The 23,583-nt window shown below is 51.0% G+C and carries 16 protein-coding genes and 2 rRNA genes; 7 read left to right on the forward strand and 11 right to left on the reverse strand.

From position 1 onward, the window contains the following. Positions 1–36: 36 nt before the first annotated feature. From HZU75_RS07635 to HZU75_RS07655, 5 genes are all read left to right on the forward strand, one after another. Positions 37–1,986: a type IV pilus assembly protein FimV gene (locus HZU75_RS07635; RefSeq protein WP_180308537.1), complete on the forward strand. Its 1,950-nt coding sequence runs from the start codon at positions 37–39 to the stop codon at positions 1,984–1,986. A 139-nt stretch (positions 1,987–2,125) separates the two neighbouring features. After that, positions 2,126–3,067, forward strand: coding sequence for a hydroxymethylbilane synthase (gene hemC, locus HZU75_RS07640; RefSeq protein WP_180308538.1), 942 nt, complete (start codon positions 2,126–2,128; stop codon positions 3,065–3,067). Continuing rightward, on the forward strand, positions 3,060–3,839 hold the full coding sequence (locus HZU75_RS07645) for a uroporphyrinogen-III synthase (protein ID WP_180308539.1): 780 nt from the start codon (positions 3,060–3,062) through the stop codon (positions 3,837–3,839). The genes hemC and HZU75_RS07645 overlap by 8 nt, the downstream gene beginning before the upstream one ends. 13 nt (positions 3,840–3,852) lie before the next feature. Next, positions 3,853–4,896 (forward strand): uroporphyrinogen-III C-methyltransferase, encoded by a 1,044-nt coding sequence (locus HZU75_RS07650; RefSeq protein ID WP_180308540.1) that lies wholly within the window; start codon positions 3,853–3,855, stop codon positions 4,894–4,896. Beyond that, positions 4,893–6,083: a heme biosynthesis HemY N-terminal domain-containing protein gene (locus tag HZU75_RS07655; protein ID WP_180308541.1), complete on the forward strand. Its 1,191-nt coding sequence runs from the start codon at positions 4,893–4,895 to the stop codon at positions 6,081–6,083. Before HZU75_RS07650 ends, HZU75_RS07655 begins: the two co-directional genes overlap by 4 nt. Before the next feature lie 49 nt (positions 6,084–6,132). Here HZU75_RS07655 and HZU75_RS17390 read toward each other — a convergent pair whose 3' ends face one another. The 4 genes from HZU75_RS17390 to ychF all read right to left on the reverse strand — a co-directional run bounded on the left by HZU75_RS17390 (position 6,133) and on the right by ychF (position 10,369). Further along, positions 6,133–6,276, reverse strand: a complete 144-nt coding sequence (locus tag HZU75_RS17390; protein ID WP_228028233.1) for a hypothetical protein — start codon at positions 6,274–6,276, stop codon at positions 6,133–6,135. A 294-nt stretch (positions 6,277–6,570) separates the two neighbouring features. Next, complete coding sequence (gene ppk1 / locus HZU75_RS07660; protein ID WP_180308542.1) at positions 6,571–8,649, reverse strand: polyphosphate kinase 1; 2,079 nt, start codon at positions 8,647–8,649, stop codon at positions 6,571–6,573. 212 nt (positions 8,650–8,861) lie between these two features. Continuing rightward, positions 8,862–9,128 carry an oxidative damage protection protein gene (locus HZU75_RS07665; RefSeq protein WP_180308543.1) on the reverse strand — a complete coding sequence of 89 codons (267 nt, stop codon included), beginning with the start codon at positions 9,126–9,128 and terminating at the stop codon, positions 8,862–8,864. 149 nt (positions 9,129–9,277) lie between these two features. Continuing rightward, the gene (ychF, locus tag HZU75_RS07670; RefSeq protein WP_180308544.1) at positions 9,278–10,369 is read right to left on the reverse strand and encodes a redox-regulated ATPase YchF; all 1,092 of its coding nucleotides are present in this window, start codon (positions 10,367–10,369) and stop codon (positions 9,278–9,280) included. A gap of 332 nt (positions 10,370–10,701) precedes the next feature. Between ychF and HZU75_RS07675 the strand changes: the two genes are divergently transcribed. Continuing rightward, entirely contained in the window at positions 10,702–11,454 is a 753-nt protein-coding gene (locus tag HZU75_RS07675) for a DUF6630 family protein (protein ID WP_180308545.1), read from the forward strand. A gap of 69 nt (positions 11,455–11,523) precedes the next feature. Here the strand turns inward: HZU75_RS07675 and HZU75_RS07680 are convergent, their stop codons facing one another. Further along, a complete protein-coding gene (locus HZU75_RS07680; protein WP_180308546.1) occupies positions 11,524–12,135 on the reverse strand; it encodes a YecA/YgfB family protein in 612 nt (203 codons plus the stop codon). A gap of 215 nt (positions 12,136–12,350) precedes the next feature. Between HZU75_RS07680 and aas the strand changes: the two genes are divergently transcribed. After that, entirely contained in the window at positions 12,351–14,498 is a 2,148-nt protein-coding gene (gene aas / locus HZU75_RS07685; protein WP_180308547.1) for a bifunctional acyl-ACP--phospholipid O-acyltransferase/long-chain-fatty-acid--ACP ligase, read from the forward strand. A gap of 79 nt (positions 14,499–14,577) precedes the next feature. On the opposite strand, the gene HZU75_RS07690 is transcribed toward aas, so the two are convergent. The 6 genes from HZU75_RS07690 to HZU75_RS07715 all read right to left on the reverse strand — a co-directional run bounded on the left by HZU75_RS07690 (position 14,578) and on the right by HZU75_RS07715 (position 23,411). After that, on the reverse strand, positions 14,578–15,903 hold the full coding sequence (locus HZU75_RS07690) for a DUF4397 domain-containing protein (RefSeq protein WP_180308548.1): 1,326 nt from the start codon (positions 15,901–15,903) through the stop codon (positions 14,578–14,580). Between the two features lie 208 nt (positions 15,904–16,111). After that, positions 16,112–16,675 (reverse strand): hypothetical protein, encoded by a 564-nt coding sequence (locus HZU75_RS07695; protein ID WP_180308549.1) that lies wholly within the window; start codon positions 16,673–16,675, stop codon positions 16,112–16,114. Then, the gene (locus HZU75_RS07700) at positions 16,672–18,507 is read right to left on the reverse strand and encodes a zinc-dependent metalloprotease family protein (RefSeq protein WP_180308550.1); all 1,836 of its coding nucleotides are present in this window, start codon (positions 18,505–18,507) and stop codon (positions 16,672–16,674) included. The genes HZU75_RS07695 and HZU75_RS07700 overlap by 4 nt, the downstream gene beginning before the upstream one ends. 150 nt (positions 18,508–18,657) lie before the next feature. Further along, a complete protein-coding gene (gene glmU, locus HZU75_RS07705; RefSeq protein WP_228028234.1) occupies positions 18,658–20,022 on the reverse strand; it encodes a bifunctional UDP-N-acetylglucosamine diphosphorylase/glucosamine-1-phosphate N-acetyltransferase GlmU in 1,365 nt (454 codons plus the stop codon). 256 nt (positions 20,023–20,278) lie between these two features. Then, positions 20,279–20,392: ribosomal RNA gene (rrf, locus tag HZU75_RS07710) — 5S ribosomal RNA — on the reverse strand. A 132-nt stretch (positions 20,393–20,524) separates the two neighbouring features. Beyond that, positions 20,525–23,411 (reverse strand): 23S ribosomal RNA (locus HZU75_RS07715). Positions 23,412–23,583: the final 172 nt, after the last annotated feature.

Below are 23,583 nucleotides of genomic sequence, written 5' to 3' on the forward strand. Positions count from 1 at the left end.
AATCGGCCATGCAATTTGGCTAGCCAGTAAAACGCTATGAAGCTATTCACACTCACCGCCCTCAAACCCATGGTTCGCCGATTAGCACTGATCGGGCTGATATATCCAGCAGGTGTAAATGCCTTAACCCTTGGGGAGCTTGAGCTGCAATCGTACGTTGGTCAGCCTTTTCGTGCGGTAGTCCCCTATAAAACCAATGCGGGTGAGAGCCTTACCCTCGATTGCCTGACCCTTACCCAAGCGCATAATGACTTACCCACGCTGGGAAATGCCAGCATCAGCCTAAGCAGCCGTGGTGATCATGGTGGAGTGTTGCTGATTAGCTCCCGACAATCTATTGGTGAACCCACAGTGGGTTTTGGAATTCAGGTCGAATGCAACGGGGTGCAGCTTTCACGCGCTTTTACTGCATTTCTGAATGTAGCGCCGCTCAATGAGCCCAAACCAGCACCACAGCTCACCATTGCCAAACCGGCTCCGCAGCCACGCCCCAGCACTGCTGTGGCCGATTTACCCAATCGCGACCCACAAACCATTACGGTCAAAAAAGCCACAACACTGGCTGAGCTAACTAAAAAGTACTACCCAGAAAATACACCGCAATACCCGCGCTATCTCAATAAGCTCATTAGCGTTAATCCGGGTTATAGCGATAACACCCCAATTGCTGCCGGAACGAGTATCGTGATTCCCGATCGCTTACGCTCCAGCAAAAAAGCTCCAAGCAAAACCAGCAAGCAGGAATCCGGCCTATTACGACTGGATGGTGAATCACAAGCCCCGATTGCAAAACCTAAAACATCGCCAGCAAGTAGCAGTGATTACACTCGTGAACTGGAGCAAAAAGTCCTTGAGCTGAACGCATTGCAGGAAAAAATGCAGTTAGAGATTACTCAGCTCAATCTCCGGCTGGCCCAAATGAATGCAGCCAGTACGGTCGCGGCTAGCTCAGTCAATACACTAAGCACACCGGCAACGGCTCATCCTGCCAGCGCGGTCAATGCAGCTTCCGCAGCGGTACCTGCACATGCAGCACCAGCCACGCCTCCCGTCCTGCGCGAATCTAGCGAAGACGGTATTGAGCCAGATTATCTGTTGTGGGGTGGCGCAATCGGTGTACTGCTGATCGCATTGGGCGCAGGCTGGTGGTTCACACGCCGTCGCTCACAATGGCAACGCAATGAATACACCGAGCAAGATTTCACCCAGTTTGGCCCAAACCCAACCTTTAAAGCACCAGCGGGCCTGTTAAGCCGCAATACCATGATGTCGATGATGCATTTGGGTGGCACACCACACGGCATTGAAGTTGAAGAAACCGCTCCGAATGATTTGGCGCGCGCGCACATGCTGATTGCGCAAGGCGAAGTCATGGATGCGATTGATGTGCTGTATCACTGCATTGATGAAGATCCGGAAGACATTGAGCGCTGGTTAATGCTGTTCCGCTTATTCCGCCAACAAGGGATGAAATCGGAATATGCACATCTGGCTCAAAACTTGAAAGCCATTCAGCATGATGAGGCGGATTGGGAATTAGTACGCAATATTGGAGCCAAACTCGACCCGGAAAACCCGCTGTATCTGCGTGAAAGCCACACAGCTAATGCCCCTCAGCTACATACGGCTAGTTATGCCCATGCATTTGGCCTAAGCGAAACGGCACCAATTGCCGAGGAGTTGAAGTTGGATCTTGAAGCACCTATCAGCCCCGATTTGTCGATGATGGTGTCGTTATCACCCAGCAACAGCGTGCCACCTCAATATGAATCACTATTGATTAAACCAGCCAGCCCGCCCGAGCTCGATCACTCGATCGAGCTCCCTAACCTTGATGCGGGTCACACACTGCCTGATCTATCATTACTGGAAGAACAAACGCCACAATTTGAAGTGGAAGAACTCAATCTGCAGGCCATTAGCAGCAATGATGAGCTAGGTGCTCTGGAGTTTGATCTCAAACCCGACGAGAAAACTACGAAATAATCATCAGGTAGAGCCCCCCCTGAACGCCCCAAGTGTAGCGCTTGTGGGCGTTTTGTTTTATCACTTGTTCGCCTGCTTGCTCAACCAGCCAAACGCACATGGTAAACTGCCTGCTTTGCCAATGCTCAGAGGTATACCCATGTCCGCATCGACCAATTTACGGAAAGTCGTAATTGCTACTCGGGAAAGCCCATTGGCATTGTGGCAAGCCGAATTTGTAAAATCATGGCTAGAGCAGACCTATCCTGAGCTGGAAGTCGCGCTATTGGGAATGACCACGCAGGGCGACCGGATTTTAGACGTTACGCTCAATAAAATCGGTGGCAAAGGACTGTTTGTCAAAGAGCTGGAGCAGGCTTTGCAAGATGGCCGCGCCGATTTGGCCGTGCATTCAATGAAAGACGTACCCATGGTGCTGCCCGAGGGCTTTAGCATCGCCGCCATCGGCGAGCGCGAAGATCCACGCGATGCGTTTGTTTCAAACCAATACGCCAATCTGGATGAATTACCCGAAGGCGCAATCGTCGGCACCTCCAGCCTGCGTCGCGAAAGCCAGCTGCGGATGCGCTACCCACACCTCACCATCAAACCACTGCGCGGCAATGTAAACACCCGTCTGCGCAAACTCGATGACGGTGAATTTGATGCCATTATCTTGGCGGCCGCAGGGCTGAAACGATTGGGTTTGGGCGATCGAATTCGCAGTGAATTATCCCCAGAAATAAGCCTACCCGCGCCAGGCCAAGGCGCTTTGGGCTTGGAAATCCGCAGCGATCGCGCTGATTTAGCCGAGCTGCTGGCACCATTTAATCATGTCGCCACGGCCGCCGCGGTTGAAGCTGAGCGTGCTTTATCACGCCGCCTTAATGGTTCATGCCAGATTCCACTCGCGGCTTATGCCACCAGTGACGATGGCTTTTTGCGCCTGCGCGGTTTGATCGCCATGCCCGATGGCTCGCAAGTAGTGACCGCAGAATCCAATGGCTCGTTTAGCGCAGCCGATGGTTTAGGCCGTACCGTGGCCGATTTACTGTGCACTGAAGGCGCCCGCGAGATTCTCAAACAACTGGCGCATGACTAATTCCAATGAAGCTCCGCTGCAAGGCCGCCGGCTGTGGGTCACACGCCCAGCGGCACAGGCAGCAGCACTCAGTGGTGCACTGAGCGCGCAAGGCGCCGAGGTGTTGCAATTGCCCCTACTGGACATTGCCCCGCCGGCCGATGTCGCACCATTAACGGTGGCACTGCAACAACTGGCAAGCTTTGAGCTGGCGATTTTCATCAGCCCATCGGCACTCGATGCGGTTTTTGCACAACTAACCGCCCCTTGGCCCGCCACCTTGCCCGTCGCGGTAGTCGGCCCTGGCAGCGCCAAGCGTGCCGCAGAATTGGGTGTTGAGCAGATCATCTGCCCACCACAACAATTTGATAGCGAAGGTCTGCTGGCCATGCCTGAGCTGCAAAACTTGGCGAGCAAGCGCATCGTGATTTTCCGTGGCCAAGGTGGGCGTGATCTACTGCCGAGCGCATTGACCGCCGCAGGTGCGCAACTGAGCCTGATTAGTTGCTACCAGCGATTGCCGCCAGCATGGAATGCAAGTGAATTATTGACACAATTAACACGCGGTTGTGATGGTTTAATCATCTCCAGCTCAGAAGCTGCACAACACTTATTTCACATAGGTGGAGAGCTAGCGCAGCACAGGCTACAATCAGTACAGTATTTCGCGCCGCATCCACGCATTGTTGCCACGCTCCAAGCACTAGGGGCACAGCAAATTTTGCTGACTGATGCTGGCGATGCGGGCATCACCCGTTCGATTTGTCAGCACTTTGACCGGCCTCATCTTTAGACGTGTAAAGCCCATGACCCAAGAAAACGCTCAAGATTCATTCTCCGCAGCCCTGCAAGTACCCCCACGGCGTACCTTACCACAACCAGCACTAGTTCTGGCCTTGGTGGCAATACTAGCCAGCGGCGGGGTATGGCTCTACCAGCAAAATGCCATGGAGCAACTCAAAGCTGATTTGGCTAGCCAACTGGCCAATAGTAATAAACTGCAGCAGGAATTGCGCACTAATCATGCCCAAATGGCACAGATTCAGCAGCAATTACAAGTTCAGGTGCAGACACAAGCCAATAAACTGGCCGAATCTGAAAGTCGCCAAGAAGCGCTAACCGGCATGTATGACATGCTCACGCGTACCGAGTCAGTACACACGCTGGCCGAGCTAGAGCAAATGCTGACCTTTGCCAGCCAGCAATTACAGCTGTCGGGCGATGTGAATCTCGCGCTAACTGGCTTGAGCAATATTGATCAGCAGCTATCACGCCTGAATCGCCCAGAGCTCATTAGCGTCCGCCAAGCCATCACCCGCGATATGGATACGCTCAAAGCGATGCCTTATCTGGATGTGGTGGGCGTCACCGCCAAGCTAGATAGCTTGATTAGCAAAGTCGATACGCTGCCGTTGATGATTGACGAAGGCCACGATCAACCCGTGCAGCATCACCCTAGCACGCAAAATGATGGCCCAGTACAGGCCTTCTTGCTAGAAATCTGGCACGAGTTTAAGCAACTAATTCAGATTCGCCGTATGGATAAGCCAGAAGCGGCTTTGCTCACCCCAGAACAAGCATTTTTCCTGCGCGAAAATATCAAGCTGCGTTTGCTAAGTGCCCGCTCGTCGATTTTACAACGCAATGAAGCAACCTTCCGCACCGATGTGGCCGCCATCAAACGCTACCTGAATGATTATTTTGATGTGCAAATGCCAGCCACCCAAGGGGCGCTGCAAATGATCAAGCAATTGGAAGATCAACAAATCCGTGTTGCATTACCTGATTTAAGCGCTAGCCTCACCGCGGTGCGCAGCGCACGAACCACTGCAGAAAGGGTTAAACCATGAAGTTTTTGTTGTGGGTAATTGCCATTTTCTCGCTTGCAGTGGGCATGACTTTATTTGCACAAGTAAATACCGGTTATGCGCTGATCTTTCTACCGCCATGGCGGATGGAAATTTCCTTAAACGTATTTATTGTGCTGTTGCTCGTTAGCATCATTGCGCTCTATTTATTACTGCAAATGTTCGTTGAGGTCGCTGGCTTGCCGCAGCGCGTGCGACGCTACCAAGCCAATCAGGCCAAAGAAGCATCAGTCAAATTGGAACGCGACGCCCGCATTGCTTTTTTTGAAGGCCGCTTTCAGCGCGCAGCACGGCTCGCCAGCGAAGCCATGCAAGCCAGCCATGAAGATGATGCATTTGCAGTAAATGGCTTACTCGCAGCCCGTGCAGCCCACGCCACTCGTGACTTTGAGCAGCGCGATAAGATTTTGCAGCAACTCAAACAACGCCTTGGTGAGCAACACTTGGCCACGCTGATGACCGCCGGTGAGTTACTACTGGATGAGCGCCGCTATAGCGAAGCCAACCAAGCGATTAGCGCTGCACGTGAATTGGCACCGAAACTCACCAATGCCATGAAGCTGGAACTACGTTTGCGCCAGCGTGAGCAAAACCCGGAAGCAGTACTCAAACTGGTTGAGCAATTAACCAAGGCTGAAGCACTAGATACCGAACAAGCCGCCCATATTCGAATTGCAGCTCAACTGCAATTGCTCAAGCAGCACCCAATGACGCCAGTCGAGCTAAAAGAGTGGTGGAAAAAGCTCTCTAGCGCTGAGCAACATAATCCGAAGCTGGTATACGCCGCAGCGCGTAGCTATGTCGCGCAAGAAGCGCCGGAACAAGCCAAAGAAACATTGGAAAAAGCGCTGGAAGCCGATTGGAATAGTGAATTGCTGCCGATTTACAGTCAGCTAGAGCTCGATTTGCCCCACCAAATGGCCCAATTGCAGCAGGCAGAAACTTGGCTGAAATCTCACCCGCGTGATGAGCAATTACTATTGGCGTTGGGCCGTTTGTGCCGCAAGCGCGAATTATGGGGTAAGGCACAAAGCTATTTCGAAGCCAGTATTGCGGTTAATCCTAGCGCGACCAGTCACGCTGAATTGGCTGAGTTGTTAACTCAACTGGAGCGGGAAGAAGAAGCAGCTCATCACTATCGGGCCAGCTTAGCGCTCGCGATGAAATAATCTGCGGCATGCGGTGCCCACAAAAAAGGCTGCCATTTGGCAGCCTTTTTTATTTCGTTGCGACATCGTCTTTTAATTTGATCCAATCAAAAGGCTTTTCACCGGCTAGACGTTCAGCGAGCGGTTTTTCTTGCTGTTTCTTGAGCTCGGCCGGGGTAGGTTTTTGAGTATTCATTGCCTTTGCCTCAGTCATTGGTTCCATCTCCATTTAACCCTAGTACCACATTATCTTGCTAGATACACGTAATGCTAACTGGGGATAACCCCAGCATACTTACGAGCTTCATCATAAAAAACACTGAAGCTGCTGGGTAAGTTACCACCCAATTGTTACAATTTATTGACATCTTTTGCTTTAACTCTCACTCATTGCAATAAGACCAACAATAAAATGGCCGCATACCCCTGCGGGTATGCGGCCATATAGCAATATAAAGCTAGTTTATTGGTTCATACCACCTTGAAACCCAAGGTGGCCTCACTGAAGCTAGGTACGAGTCCCAGCAGTAAGATCTGTCAGCATCAAGCCCTGCGCAGAACGCACCTTATCCCCACGCGCGACTTTGCGACGATAACGTCCGTCGGATAGCATTTCCCATGCTTGGGTGTTATCAACCAAGAATGGTCTTAAGCTCTCGCGAATCACGCGACGTTTCACTTTCGGGCTCAGCACTGGGAAGGCAATCTCAATTCGGCGGAATAAATTACGTCCCATCCAGTCGGCACTCGACAAGTAAACATCTTCTGCGCCATCGTTAAAGAAGTAATACACGCGATGATGCTCAAGGAAACGGCCCACAATCGAGCGCACGCGGATGTTTTCCGAAATCCCCGGCAAACCCGGACGCAACGCACACACACCGCGTACGATCAGATGGATCGTGACGCCCGCGCCTGATGCTTCATAGAGTTTATCGATAATCGTTGGCTCCAGCAGCGCATTCATTTTGGCAATGATCACGGCCTTTTTGCCCGCTTTGGCATGCACGATTTCGCGCTCAATCGCGGCGATAAAATTGCTGTGCAAGGTAAACGGCGCTTGCCATAGTTGGTGATGATCACCTGCCAAACCTAAACCGGTGAGCTGCATAAACACATCATTCACATCGCTGGTCACTTCGCGATTGGCGGTAAACAGACCAAAGTCGGTATACAGCTTGGCGGTACGTGGGTGGTAGTTCCCCGTGCCAACGTGTGCATAACGCTTTAGCAAGCCTTCTTCACGGCGCACAATCAGCAGCATTTTGGCGTGCGTTTTATAGCCATACACGCCATACACCACGTGCGCCCCTGCACGTTCGAGTTTCGCAGCCCAATTGATATTGGCTTCTTCGTCAAAACGCGCCATCAGCTCGACCACCACCGTCACTTCTTTACCGCGCGCCGCCGCTTCTTGCAGTGCATCCATCAAAATGGACTCAGCACCGGTGCGGTAAATCGTCATCTTGATCGCCACCACAGCGGGGTCACGCGCAGCTTGCTGCAGGAAGTCGACCACCGGCGTGAAGCTCTGGTACGGGTGGTGCAATAAAATATCGCCATGACGAATCGCGGCAAAATAATCGCTTTGATTGCGTAGCTCGGGTGGAATACCCGGCATAAATGGCTGGTATTTCAGATCAGGGCGTTCAACCTGATCGGGCACTTGCATCAAGCGCACCATATTCACTGGGCCGTTGACGCGATACACATCAGCATCGGTCAAACCAAATTGCTGCGATAGAAAATCTTGCACATGTTTCGGGCAATTATCGGCCACTTCGAGTCGCACCGCATCGCCGAATGGCCGCTGTGACAATTCGCCTTCAATCGCCGCGCGCAAGTCTTTGATGTCTTCATCGTCGACCGACACGTCCGAATCGCGCGTGACGCGGAATTGGTAGCACCCCAGCACATGCATACCGGCAAAAAGCTCATCAATATGCGCATGCATAATCGACGACAAGAACACAAAGCCGTGTTCCGTACCTGCAATCTCGGCTGGCATTTTGACAAAGCGCGGCAAAATACGCGGCGCTTGCACAATCGCAATACCCGAGTTGCGGCCAAAAGCATCACGCCCCTCGAGCTCGACCACGAAGTTTAAAATTTTATTCGATAAGCGCGGGAATGGATGCGAAGGATCAAGCCCAATCGGCGTTAAAATCGGCATCAACTCACGGAAGAAATAATCTTTTACCCATGCGCGCTGCGCATCAGTCCACAGGCTACGGCGGAAGAAATAAATGCCTTCTTCTTCCATGGCAGGGAAAATCGTTTCGCGCAAAATGCGATATTGGCGTTCAACCAAATCGTGCGCCTCGATACACACCAAATCAAAAGCCTGATGCGGCGTCAGCCCTTCGGGCAATAGCCGCGTTGGGTTATGGCGCATATTTTCTTTTAACCACGCAATGCGTACCTCGAAAAATTCATCGAGGTTGCTCGACACAATGCATAGAAACTTCAAGCGCTCCAGCAAAGGATTACGCGCATCTTCGGCTTGCGCCAATACGCGACGATTGAATTCCAGCAAACCCAATTCGCGATTGAGCATGAGTTGATTGTCGGCAGGTTTATACGTCATAACATCGCTCTTATTTGGCTTTTATCGACAAGGCAGACCTAAGGGGCTGCGCAGCAAAATTACATTGGCGGTTCACAGCACGTCGGCCAAGCCAAGACGCACCACATCACAAGCCATGCTACTGATTATTGAAGCCCGCTCCCCAGTGAAAGGGCAATATGGGGCTTTTGAAGCACATCAGGCCGCATTATGCGGCCTGATTCATTACTGTATTACTGCGGTACAAAGCCCTGAATCGAATCAGCACCAGCACCCCAGAAATAATTTTCCAATTGTTGCTGCAAATATTTGCGCGCACTTGGATCGGCTAGGCTCAGACGGTTTTCATTGATCAGCATGGTCTGGTGTTTTACCCAAGCTTGCCATGCTTCTTTGGACACGTTGTCGTAGATTTTCTTGCCCAACTCACCCGGCACAGGGGCAAAATCCAAGCCTTCCGCTTCACGACCCAGTTTGACACAGTTTACAGTGCGGCTCATCGTTCAATCCTTGATAATATGACGTTAATGTTACACCTGAATGACAAGTGAGATGACAGCGCTTGCCTCGTTGCAGAGAAAAAGGGCGGCCTCACCGTCACTTCGGGGCACGACGCCCTGTATATATGGGCATCGCGCGCGATCAAAAGTTACACGTTAAACAAGAAATTCAATACATCGCCATCTTTCACGATGTATTCCTTGCCCTCAGCACGCATCTTGCCGGCTTCTTTCGCGCCTTGCTCACCCTTGTATTGGATGAAATCATCAAACGCGATGGTTTGCGCGCGGATAAAGCCGCGCTCGAAATCGGTATGGATCACGCCAGCAGCTTGTGGCGCGGTGTCGCCCTTGTGAATCGTCCACGCGCGCACTTCTTTAACACCAGCTGTAAAGTAGGTTTGCAAGCCCAGCAAATCATAGCCGACGCGAATCAGGCGATTGAGGCCTGGCTCAGCTTGGCCGATTGATTCCAGAAACTCGGCTTTATCCGCATCGTCCAACTCTGCGATTTCAGATTCAATCGCCGCGCACACCGCAACCACTGGCGCACCTTCGGCGTTGGCATGAGCAGTTACTTTGTCGAGCAGCGGATTATTCTCGAAACCATCTTCAGCGACGTTCGCGACATACATCGCGGGTTTAATCGTCAACAGGCACAGCGATTTGATCGCCAGCTTTTCTTCATCCGACAGGCCAGCCGAACGCGCTGGTTTGCCATCGTTCAAATGCGGCAGCAATTTTTCCAGCACGGCGATTTGCGCCAATGCTTCTTTATCGCCTGAACGCGCTTTTTTGCCTTCACGCTGGATCGCTTTTTCAACGGTATTCATATCCGCCAGCGCCAGTTCGGTGCCGATCACGATAATGTCGTCAATCGGATCTACGCGGCCAGCCACGTGAATAATGTTGTCGTTTTCAAAACAACGCACCACATTCACAATCGCATCGGTTTCACGGATATTGGCCAGAAACTGATTGCCCAGACCTTCACCTTTGGAAGCGCCCGCCACCAAGCCTGCAATATCGACAAACTCAACAATGGCTGGCTGGATTTTTTGCGGGTTGATAATCGCAGCCAATTGCGCGAGGCGCTGATCAGGCACCTCAACGATACCGACATTCGGCTCAATCGTACAAAACGGATAATTTGACGCTTCGATACCGGCTTTGGTCAAAGCGTTAAACAGCGTGGATTTACCCACATTCGGCAAGCCGACGATGCCACACTTGAGGCTCATAAATATCCTTGCACGGCGAAGCGTCGCCGTTATTCAAAATCAAAACGCCATTTTACCCGATCAAGACGCCACGCGCAGGCATCAGTTTGATTTGTCAGTGACTATTCACACGCGACAATTGCATCAAGCTCACCCTGCAAGCTAGCTCGCGCATGAGATTTAGCTCACAATCCTACACATAAAGTCAGCTTAAACTTGGTCTGCAGAAATGTTAACGCGCATGCGGAGTATTTCCAACGGTGTTCTCGCCGAGAAAAAATAGCTGCAAGCCATATACCCATAATGGTATAGCCACCAAACCCTTGTAAAATAGATCATACCCGACAATACCTATGAATATTATTCAAACCCGCTATTTCGAGCTATCCAACGCCAACACTGGCGAACACAAATTCTACGAGCTGACGCTCAATGACGACGGCACGCTGATCAGTCGCTATGGGCGCATCGGAGCCAATGGCCAAACGAAAACCCAGCACTTCGACAGCGTTGAAGCCATGCTGAAAGCTGCCGACAAAACTACAGCAGAAAAGCTTAACAAGGGTTACCAGCCAGCCACGCTGGGCGAAACGGCCCCACAGGAAACGCAGCATCAACGCATTTTACGCAATGCCCGCGAGTTGTATGACCTGATTAGCAATGGCAATAGCCAACTTGCGCAGCGCTGCAGCGCCCAATTCAAAGCCTTTATCGAAGACGAAGACAATAAAGAAGAATACGAAGAGCAGAATGATGAGCTGATTAATTATGGCTTTAAAGAAGCTGCCGATTGGGAGCTGGTGTTTTTCGTCGATTGGAAAGACACTGAATCGATGCTCGACGTACTCGATACACTGTGCGGCAATCTGCATATCGATATCGAGTTTGACTGGGGCTGCGCCGATCCTGAAGACGAGCTGGAAGTGGGGCAGATTATGCTACTAGCCCACGAACAACTGCAGCAGCAAGGTTTTGCACTATGGCACTGGGATACTGGCGATGATGCGTATTTGGGCTGGATCGGCCGAGTCGCTGACCACGCGCAAATTGCCAACTGCGCTCAGGCACTCGGTCTGAATGCAGCTTACCCTGACCAACTCGCTTAGTACCACCAACTTGAAGCTCTAGCCACAAAAAAGCCGTGTCGTAACACGGCTTTTTGATTTGGGATTGGCTTAATGCAATCGGTGTTTGCTGCCTTCGCTGATTTGGCGATTGCGGAAGAAGTCGCGGATTTCGAGCACCATTTCCGGCAATTGCTCGGCGATTTCATTATCGTGTTGCACGAGGTTGATACCTTCGCGCTCCATATCAGCGCGCATTTCGTCGTCCGAACCACTCATGATGGCCATAAACATAAACTGGCCTTCTTCTTCATCGAGCAGCGGCTGCCATTCTTCTTCGGCCAAGCCCGCGCCAAAACAGAAACCCAAGCTCCATTCTTCAATGCTGGAGTGTTCTTCGGTTTCGTCTTCCCAGTACAACAAAGGCTCGTACACCGGAGGGTCTTGCGCCAGCTCATCGGCGATTTGATTGTAGAGGCGCATCACCAGATCGATCATCGCATCGGCTTCGGGCAAGGCAAAAATCACCGCTTCGGGTTTATCCCAAATCTGTCCCATCCATTCGGTGGGCATCACTTGCGCGGGGCCAATCAAAATGGCGGTGAGGTAGCCATGCAACATGGACAAGGACATTGCATCCTTACCGACGGCATCCGAGTACAAAAACTGATCGAGTTGATCGAGCTCTTCATCGGTTAGCGCTTGGTCTAGCATTTTTGCCATGATGTATTCACCTGAAGGTCATATTTGTTGAGACTCGCACAGCAATACCTAGGATAAGTATTCGTTGCGGCTTTTGATACTGATCATTATACCTAAGCCGCTGAATGGCTCGCGGGCTAATGCGGGCTTTTTTGCGGCTAAACAGTGAAAAGGTACAATTGAAAATGCATTTATTGCTAACATATGACGTCAAGTTGACAGCCACAGTAGATGCCATGCTCAAGACTCTGTTTCGTACCTCAATGAAAACCTTGTTCCGCGTGCTATACCGGCTCACGATCAAGGGCGATTTCAGCGTGTTTCACAATCCGCGCACGCTGATTGTGGCCAATCACGAATCTTTTCTCGATGGGATTTTCTTGGCCGCCCATTTGCCGATTGATGCCACCTTTGTGGTACACACTAAGGTGGCAGAAAACTGGTTCTTTCGGCTGTTTCTCAGCCTAACCGATTTTCTGGCAGTCGATCCAACCAACCCACTGGCAATCAAGGCAGTGGTTCGCTTGCTTGAAGCGGGCAAACCGGTCGTTATTTTCCCTGAGGGGCGCATTACCACCACCGGCTCGCTGATGAAAGTCTACGATGGCGCGGCCTTTGCGGCGGCGCGCACGGGCGCAACGATTGTGCCGGTGCGCATCTCTGGCGCTTCGCGCACCTTCTTTAGCCGCCTAGGTGGAATTTATCCACAGACTTTATTTCCAAAAATCAGCCTGCAAGTGCTGGGTCGGCGCAGCATTGCAATGCCGGATTTGCCTAGCGCCAAAGAGCGCCGCCGCAAAGCCGGCCAACTAATGCGCGATATTTTGCTCGAAATGCTGGTGGCTACCCGCCCCGAGCGCACCCTCTATCGCGCCTATCTGGATGCCCAAATTGCATTTGGCAGCACGTTTAGCGTAGTAGAAGACATTTCGCAGCACGAAGAAAGCTATGGCAGTCTGACTAAGAAAATCCTTGGCCTGTCGCGCATTGTGGATAAAATCTCCACCCAACAGGAAACAGTTGGCGTGCTGTTACCCAATACCACGCCGACGCTGGCGCTGTTTTTTGCGCTAAGCGCTAGGGCACGTATCCCTGCCATGCTCAATTACAGCGCGGGTCGCGAAGGGATACTGGCAGCATGTATTGCGGCAAATATCAAAACTATCGTGACTTCACGCGCCTTTATCGCCAAAGGCAAGCTCGAAGGCTTGATCGACAATCTACCGAATATTCAGGTCTTGTATCTGGAAGATTTACGCCCATTGATCGGGCTGGGCGATAAATTACTGGTTTTACTCGGGCTGCTGCGTCCAAGTAGCTTTGCCATCAAACAATCACCGGATGATGCTGCGGTGATCCTGTTTACCTCCGGCTCGGAGGGCAAACCGAAGGGCGTAGTGCACAGCCATAATTCGATTTTGGCCAATGTGGCACAAATCCGCGCACTGGCTGACTTTACCCCGCGCGATAAATTCATGGTCGCGCTACCGCTGTTCCACAGCTTTGGCCTGACTGCTTGCGCGATTTTGCCGCTGGTGACCGGCGTGCCAATTTTCCTTTACCCAACGCCGCTACACTACCGCATCATCCCAGAAATCGTTTATGACCGTGGCTGCTCGGTGCTATTTGGTACCAGCACTTTCCTCGGTAATTACGCCAAATATGCCCACCCTTACGATTTTGGCCGCCTACGCTATGTGGTGGCTGGCGCGGAAAAGCTCAGCGAAGCGGTGCGCAGAACCTATATCGAGAAATTCGGGATTCGGATTTTAGAGGGCTATGGCGTCACCGAATGTGCGCCGGTCGTCGCGGTGAATGTACCGATGGCTAGCAGACTGGGTACTGTCGGCCAACTCACTCCCGGTATGCGCCACAAGCTTATACCCATCCCGGGTGTACCAGAAGGCGGGCAGCTTTTGGTTAGCGGCCCGAACGTAATGAAGGGTTATTTGCGCTATGAAAATCCCGGCCAGCTCGAAAGCTTACCGCAGGAAGACGGCGTGGCATGGTACGACACCGGCGATATTGTGAAGCTGGATATCGACGGCTTTATTACGATTCAGGGCCGCGCCAAGCGCTTTGCCAAAATTGCCGGTGAAATGATTTCGCTCGAAGTCGTCGAAACCATTGCCCGCAAAGCAGCGCCCGACTTTATGCACTCGGCCAGCTCGCGCCCTGATGAGGCCAAGGGTGAAGCGATTGTACTGTTCACCACGCAAGCCGATCTAAGCCGCGACCATTTATTGGCTGCAGCACGCGAGATCGGTGCACCTGAACTGGCGGTGCCACGCGAGATTCGCGTTGTAGCCGCGATTCCGCTGCTGGGCACCGGCAAAACTGATTATGTCACGCTAAAAAAATGGGCTGCCGACGATGCTGCCTAGAATTTAAAAGCCACGATCCCCGCCATCTACACAAAACAAAAGCCGCTAATGCGGCTTTTGTTTTGGCGACAAACTAAGTTTAGTTGTCGTTCAAGACACTCAAAGTAAAGTCTTTCGCGGTATCACCCGTTGTATTTGGCAACAGGCCACGCGCTACCACAGTGTAGATTTTGCCTGCAGTGGTCGTTACTGTGCCTGAAGTGAAGGCTGGCGCTGAGCTAGCTGCTGCACCTGCCGCACGCAGTTTGAATACATAATCACCAGCAGGCACTTTCAGGTAATCACCAGCAGCAGGGAAGGCGACATTGCTCATCACCAACGCATCGTTGGCATATACGTCAACGGCTGGCGCATTTGGTGAAGCATGAATCACGCGCACTTTGATCTGACCAGTAGGTGGCAAGCTAGCATCATCTTTAGCAACTAGGTATTGCAGTGCAGGCGTTCCCGCAGCTAGGCCGGTAGCAAATACCGTGTAGTTTGTTGCCTTATCCAAAGTTAAATCAGCCGTGAGTGCCTGAGTACTCGTTCCTGCCAGATTGAGCGCCACAGTGTATTTTTTGGCTTCAACAGTCAGGTAGTTAGAGGCGGTAAAAAATGGCACATTGCTCAAAATGGCGCTGCCATTGGCTAATACATCCACAGCTGGCGCATCAGGTGACGCATGCACAACTCGCAGTTTGGCATTCACATCAGCCACCTGCGTTACATTGGCAGTTGCATCGCGGCTAATCAGTAGCAAACTGATCGGCGAGCTACCATTGGCTTGTGGCACTGCGACCGCGAGCAAATCGGCTCCCGCTGGCACTGGCAAAGTACCGGAATCAAATACCACGGTTTTGCTACCCGCAGCAGTTACCCGTACGCGATAATCTGCTGCTGGTACTTCTAAGCCATCAGAAAACGCTTTGAATGCGACATTGCTTAAAGTTGCAGTAGTTGTGGCCAAATCTGCAGTTGGTGCAGTCACATAGATATCAACTGCAGGCGCTGTTGCTGCGGCGTGTACTACCCGCAAACGAGCCTTACCTGCGCTAGGTTTCATTGCGCTCTCGGTAATTACCAGTGGTTCGATTTTGGCGACTTCGTTCACTGCAATTACGGTGGTAACCGTATCTTTAGCCAACTTCAGCGTAGCGCTAATTACACCCGTATCACTACCCGTTGGGGTGACTTTGACTGGTAAATCACCTGCATTCACCGTGAGTAAACCACTAGCTGCTTTGTAAGGCACATTACTTAATGCTTTAGCCCCCGCGGCATAAACATCCACATTAGGCGCATCAGGTGATGCATGAATAACGCGAACCTGTGCCTGCTCTGGCGCGGGGTCGCTGCCACCGCCACAAGCCACCAACCCGGCACTCGCAGCGATCATTACCAACCATTTACTGAGTGTAATCATGATTATTCTCCAGTGTTGCAAGGAAATACCGACGTTTTTTATAACCATCCAGACGCGTACAATTACCGCTAAGTAAATATACTACCAATTAGTAGTATTTAACACTATGCAGTTATATTTTCTTCTGAACGGTATAAAAACAACAACGACAGCTCAAGGCTGCCGTTGTTGTTTGCTTCGTCTGCATTCCTCTGCGAGTTCAGGAACACTAAGAATTTGGTCGATATGCTACGCAAGCCACGTCACGCTGTGCCCACCAATCAAAGCGGGTTTCTGATTCGTTGGCCACTTCGGCGGTACTTGGCTTAGCAAGGCGAATATCGCTAATCAACACACACCAAGCTCCTACTTTGGTCATCCGGTTAAGGCGGAGCACAATTCGCTGAGTGGGGGTAACAAGCACTGGTACAGCACCGGTACTTGCAACCTCCCAGCGCCAATCACCCATGGCGGCATCGCTTAAGCGGCTATTGTGACCCAACACTAGCCATGGCTCAGCATCAGCGGTGTGTGACCAGCTCAGCCGGCGCATCATACCAGCAGGGTTCATCCGCATTTGCACCTCTAACCAATCACCGACTTGCGGCGCCTTAAAGCCGGTCGGAGGTGATTGCAGCACTAACTGCTGCTCGGCCGAGCTAAAATGCCAAGCGGATATAGAGTGCGCAATCTGCTCTATCGGCTGTTTTTGCAGCCAAGAACCGCTAATTTGCAGTTCTTGGGCTTGCACCAGCGCAGAAGCACAAACCAGCATACCTATGAGTACTCTCATGGCATTGGTTTGACCATTGGTTGCTCGCTGGCAACGGGTTGACGATCATTAAGGAAATGCACGTCGTTATAAACAGTACCCGAACCTGGGGTTTTACCTAAACGACCGCTAAATTGACGCGCGAATGGTAAGATCAAATTGGCCCAATCGTTATAATCGCGCAGTGGCACACTTGAAACCACTGTCGAATCTGGTGAATCAATATTGGCGCTAATTCGACTGGTAGTATTTAGACCATCACGATTCCAGTCTACAAAAGCCCCCGCCACTGTCGATCCACGCCCCAGTAATTCACTCTCGAGTAAGCTCTGTTCATTCAGCGCAAGCGAGTTCCCATTTGAATAATCGAGGATAAAGGTATCTGAACACGTGTTGGCCTCCACTTCAGTGGTGCACAAACCCAAACCTTTCAAGTTATTGTTGATATACCAGCGTTGCCCCGCATTCACACCAGTTACATTAGGCGGAATCCCCGCTTGCGAGTACATATAGTTCATCACACTGATGTAATTGGGTTTGCTATTCTGGTCTTCAAACCCACCGTGGCGCAGACCCAGATTATGCCCCAACTCATGCATGATCGTGCCCGCTTGGGTATTGATCAGGAAATTTTTCTCGAGCGTAGATTTAGCAGATAAACCCAATCCACCCAAAGCAACATAAAAGTCATTACCGGAAATTTCGCCAAGGCCAGCAGCACCTGCATAGGTCCCCGATTTATAACCCATCACTGCATAATGGAAAATCGGGCTACGGCGCAAATCAAATGAATTGGTTTTCAATGCATAGACATCGGCACAACCCAACTTCGGATTCCCCATGTCTAAACATGAATTGTAAGCTAGTACTGATTTTGCATTCCCCAAATTGAAACCAGCCACATTGGCACCAGCATCAATATGCAAACTGAAACCCTTTGCGGCAAAAGCTGCAACTATTTTTTGCAAGGCTTCTGGGCGTGGCTTCACGCCTTCATCTGCTGCGGACATGTAGTCAATTTCTAGGAAAATATCACGCTGACCAGCCCGAGCGCCCATGGCATATAAATCCAAGCCTGCGAATGTACCACCCGCAACCTCTGCACTATCTGGGATACCATCATTATCGGCATCCAGCGCACCACTCGGTACATCATTAGGTCCAAATGGCGTCGAAAAATTGGCGGGTTGCCAATCTGTACCCAAATTGGTATCAGAATTGATACTGCTGGCAGGGCGGACAATACTGTGGCCGTAAGTACTGCCGACATCGCTGCCAATATCAAGTGCTGGTGCATTGCCAGACCCCCATTCAGAAGGTGATGTTGGCGCAGTTGTTTCACCTGAACCAAATCGCACAAAGTCGATGGTTTGCCCCGGGATGGTTAATTCCACAAAGCCAGAATTACTACTGCCCCAGTTTGGCTTCAAAGATGTCGTTCCAACAAACACCACTTGGTTCGATGATTGAATATCAGTCGATGGGCGTGCAGCAACCACCAAATAACCCTTGGGCAAGATGGTTGCAGCAGGTAGTGCAAACTCGCTAATCAAACCAGAAGTATCACGTGTCCGCACCTTCATGCGACTTACATCAATTGGGAAATCTGTTGTGTTGTAGATCTCAATCCAGCCACTATTCGAGATTTCACTAATGAGCAAAGAACCAGACTGTAGTGTGATTGCCTGCGGGGCTGGAATTGTTGGATCTGCAGAAACGGCATCTGCTGGCGGTGGCGTATAACTAGGTGCAGCCGTCGGCGTTGCAGAGCCACCACCGCCACCACCTCCGCCACAAGCTAACAGGGCCAGAGAGACAGAAACTGCAAGTAAGGTGAGTGGTAAGTGTTTCATTATCAAAACTCAACAAATAGGTGAAGAAAACATATTACTGATAAACCATGTAATTTGATAGGCGATTAAACAGGAGTTGATTTTTTTCAACTTAAGAAAGCAAAAAACCCGACCAAAGGCCGGGTTCTCGGAAAATGAATCGCTGATAGCTTATTTTTTAACTGGGCGCTGCCACCCAGCAATCGTCACTTGCTTGGCCCTGGCCACAGTCAATTCACCAGCAGGGGCATTCTTGCTAATTACCGAACCTGCTCCTGTCGTTGCACCTGCGCCAATGGTCACTGGCGCAACCAGCACATTATTTGAGCCAATCCGCACATTATCTTCAATCACGGTACGGAATTTATTCACGCCATCGTAATTAGCGGTAATCGTGCCAGCACCGACATTGACGCCAGAACCCATTGTCGTATCGCCGATATAAGTGAGGTGATTCACCTTACTACCTTGGGCAATTGTCGATTTTTTCACTTCAACAAAATTGCCGATATGCACCTCGGCGGCCAATTCGGCGCCAGGGCGCAAACGCGCGTAGGGGCCAATTAAGCTACCAGCACCAACAATCGCATCTTCCAAATGGCAGAACGGATGAATGACTGCACCATCGGCGATCGTTACATTTTTCAGATAGCAATTCGCACCAATGCTAACGCCTTTACCCAGCGTCACCTCGCCTTCCAAAACACAATTGACATCGATATAGACATCCTGACCATGTGTCACCTTACCACGCACATCAATGCGCGCGGGGTCGGCCAATCCCACACCCGCAGTGAGTAAAGATTTAGCAATTTCTTGTTGATTAATTCGCTCGAGCGCGGCCAGTTGCAGCTTATTATTAATGCCTTCAGCTTCCCAATGATCTTTTGGGTGTACCGTGGCAATCTCGATCCCATCACGAACCGCTAAGGCAATTAAATCGGTCGCGTAGTATTCACCTTGTGCATTGTCGTTTTTCAGCTCAGACAACCAGCCCTGCAATTTGGCCGTCGGCAATACCAAAATGCCGGTGTTCATTTCGCGAATTGCCGCTTCTTCAGGTGTGCAGTCTTTCTGCTCTACAATATGCGTGACTTGGCCCTGCGCGTTGCGCACGATACGCCCATAGCCGCTTGCATCTGCTAAAACATCGGTCAAGATCCCGAGTTTACCGCCTTCACACGCGGCCAATAATTGTTGCAAGGTTGTCAGGCGCGTTAAGGGCACATCACCATAGAGCATTAATGTGGTATCACCATTCAGCTGCGGAACCGCCTGTGCCAAAGCATGGCCAGTACCTAACTGTTCGGCCTGCAATGCAAAACCCAACTCTTGGCCCGCGAGTGCTCCTTGCAATTTCTCACCGCCAAACCCATACACCACCACCAGTTTTTCCGGCGCCAAACGACGCGCGGTATCGATAACATGCTGCACCAATGGTTTACCTGCCAGCTTATGCAATACCTTGGGCAAGCTTGAATACATGCGCGTACCCTTACCGGCCGCCAAAATCACCACATTCAGTACAGTGCTCATCAGCTTAAATCCATATCATCGAAAGAATTGGCGCTATTTTAACCGCAAGCGCACGACAAAACAGCAAGGAAAAAGCCTTAAGGTGTTTTCTTTTTCTACGCCACAAGCACAAATTACTAATGAACAAGGGGGTATTTGTTTAAATGGGACTACTGGAGTAACCTAAAGAACAATACCTAGATCGGTATATCTAGTTCATTTTCGAGAACACACAGCAAAAAGCCCAGCTATTTCTAGCTGGGCTTCTCTTTAGGGAGTCTGGCAATGTCCTACTTTCACACGGGCAATCCGCACTATCATCGGCGCTGAGGCGTTTCACTGTCCTGTTCGGGATGGGAAGGAGTGGGACCACCTCGCTATGGTCACCAGACAAAACTGGGTGAGTTAGCTGTACTTGATGCACAACCACTCGAAATCAATAGAAGAAGTAATCTTGTTTCTCTTCACCAAACAATTTCTTTGGGTCAACTGTATCACGTCATATCAACGCGTCTCAGGTTATAGGATCAAGCCTCACGGGCAATTAGTATCGGTTAGCTTAACGCATTACTGCGCTTCCACACCCGACCTATCAACGTCCTGGTCTCGAACGATCCTTTAGAGGTCTTATAGACCTAGGGAAGTCTCATCTTGAGGCTAGTTTCGCGCTTAGATGCTTTCAGCGCTTATCTATTCCCGACTTAGCTACCCGGCAATGCCACTGGCGTGACAACCGGTACACCAGAGGTCAGTCCACTCCGGTCCTCTCGTACTAGGAGCAGCCCCCCTCAAACTTCCAACGCCCACTGCAGATAGGGACCAAACTGTCTCACGACGTTTTGAACCCAGCTCACGTACCACTTTAAATGGCGAACAGCCATACCCTTGGGACCGGCTACAGCCCCAGGATGTGATGAGCCGACATCGAGGTGCCAAACTCCGCCGTCGATGTGAACTCTTGGGCGGAATCAGCCTGTTATCCCCGGAGTACCTTTTATCCGTTGAGCGATGGCCCTTCCATTCAGAACCACCGGATCACTATGTCCTGCTTTCGCACCTGCTCGACTTGTCGGTCTCGCAGTTAAGCCGCCTTTTGCCATTACACTATCAGTACGATGTCCGACCGTACCTAGGCGACCTTCGAGCTCCTCCGTTACAATTTGGGAGGAGACCGCCCCAGTCAAACTGCCTACCATGCACGGTCCCCGATCCAGATAATGGACCTAGGTTAGAACCTCAAAGGGGTCAGGGTGGTATTTCAAGGACGGCTCCACAGAAACTGGCGTTCCTGCTTCAAAGCCTCCCACCTATCCTACACAAACCACTTCAAAGTCCAATGCAAAGCTACAGTAAAGGTTCACGGGGTCTTTCCGTCTAGCAGCGGGGAGATTGCATCTTCACAAACACTTCAACTTCGCTGAGTCTCGGGAGGAGACAGTAGGGCCATCGTTACGCCATTCGTGCGGGTCGGAACTTACCCGACAAGGAATTTCGCTACCTTAGGACCGTTATAGTTACGGCCGCCGTTTACTGGGACTTCAATCAAGAGCTTGCACCCCATCATTTAATCTTCCAGCACCGGGCAGGCGTCACACCGTATACATCCACTTTCGTGTTAGCACAGTGCTGTGTTTTTGATAAACAGTCGCAGCCCTCATTTCTCTGCGGCCTCATTGGGCTCCGGTTGTACACCTTCACCTACTAGAGGCACACCTTCTCCCGAAGTTACGGTGTCAATTTGCCGAGTTCCTTCTCCCGAGTTCTCTCAAGCACCTTAGAATACTCTTCCTACCCACCTGTGTCGGTTTGCGGTACGGTTCGATATTAGCTGAAGCTTAGTGGCTTTTCTTGGAAGCAGGGTATCGCTCACTTCGTCTACAAGTAGACTCGTCATCATGCCTCAGTGTTAAAGTAGCCCGGATTTGCCTAAGCTACACACCTACACACTTAAACCAACTCTTCCAACCGTTGGCTGAGGTAACCTTCTCCGTCCCCACATCGCACTAATACCAAGTACAGGAATATTAACCTGTTTCCCATCGACTACGCATTTCTGCCTCGCCTTAGGGGCCGACTCACCCTGCGCCGATGAACGTTGCGCAGGAAACCTTGGGCTTTCGGTGAGGGGGCTTTTCACCCCCTTTATCGCTACTCATGTCAGCATTCGCACTTCTGATACCTCCAGCATCCTTCTCAAGACACCTTCACAGGCTTACAGAACGCTCCTCTACCATATGTACATCGTACATATCCGCGTCTTCGGTTATCAATTTGAGCCCCGTTACATCTTCCGCGCAGGACGACTCGACCAGTGAGCTATTACGCTTTCTTTAAATGATGGCTGCTTCTAAGCCAACATCCTGGCTGTCTATGCCTTCCCACCTCGTTTTCCACTTAATTGATCATTTGGGACCTTAGACGGCGGTCTGGGTTGTTTCCCTCTTGTCCCAGGACGTTAGCACCCCAGGACTGTCTCCCATGCTCGCACTTGACGGTATTCAGAGTTTGCCATGGTTTGGTAAGTCGCGATGACCCCCTAGCCATAACAGTGCTTTACCCCCGTCAGTGATACATGAGGCACTACCTAAATAGTTTTCGAGGAGAACCAGCTATTTCCAAGTTTGTTTAGCCTTTCACCCCTATCCACAGCTCATCCCCTAACTTTGCAACGTTAGTGGGTTCGGACCTCCAGTGCGTGTTACCGCACCTTCATCCTGGCCATGGATAGATCACTTGGTTTCGGGTCTACGCCCAGCAACTGTGCGCCCTATTCGGACTCGGTTTCCCTACGCCTCCCCTATTTGGTTAAGCTTGCTACTGAACGTAAGTCGCTGACCCATTATACAAAAGGTACGCAGTCACGGAACAAGTCCGCTCCCACTGTTTGTATGCATCCGGTTTCAGGTTCTATTTCACTCCCCTCCCGGGGTTCTTTTCGCCTTTCCCTCACGGTACTGGTTCACTATCGGTCGATGATGAGTATTTAGCCTTGGAGGATGGTCCCCCCATCTTCAAACAGGATTTCTCGTGTCCCGCCCTACTTCTCGTACGCTTAGTACCACAATTGTGCTTTCATATACGGGGCTATCACCCACTATGGCCGGACTTTCCATTCCGTTCTATTAACACGACTGCTATCACGTACAGGCTCTTCCCATTTCGCTCGCCACTACTTTGGGAATCTCGGTTGATTTCTTTTCCTGCGGTTACTTAGATGTTTCAGTTCACCGCGTTCGCTTCACATGACCTATGTATTCAGTCAAGGATGACCCAAAAGGGCCGGGTTTCCCCATTCGGAAATCGTGGGATCAAAGCACTTTGCCAGCTCCCCCACGCTTATCGCAGGCTATCACGTCCTTCGTCGCCTATCATCGCCAAGGCATCCACCAGATGCACTTATTCGCTTGATCCTATAACCTCAAACACGTTTTACCGTGATCTCGGTTTAGAGTATCGGTATTTACGACTTGTTGAATAGTTTCTCAGGCTATTCAACGGCTAGTCTTTCGACTAGCAGATACAATCAACCCAATTTTTTTACTGTTCACATCAGTTTTACCTGATGCTCACATTGTTTAATTA

It is taken from the genome of Chitinibacter fontanus (genome assembly GCF_013423785.1).
GTDB classification, from domain to species: Bacteria; Pseudomonadota; Gammaproteobacteria; order Burkholderiales; family Chitinibacteraceae; genus Chitinibacter; species Chitinibacter fontanus.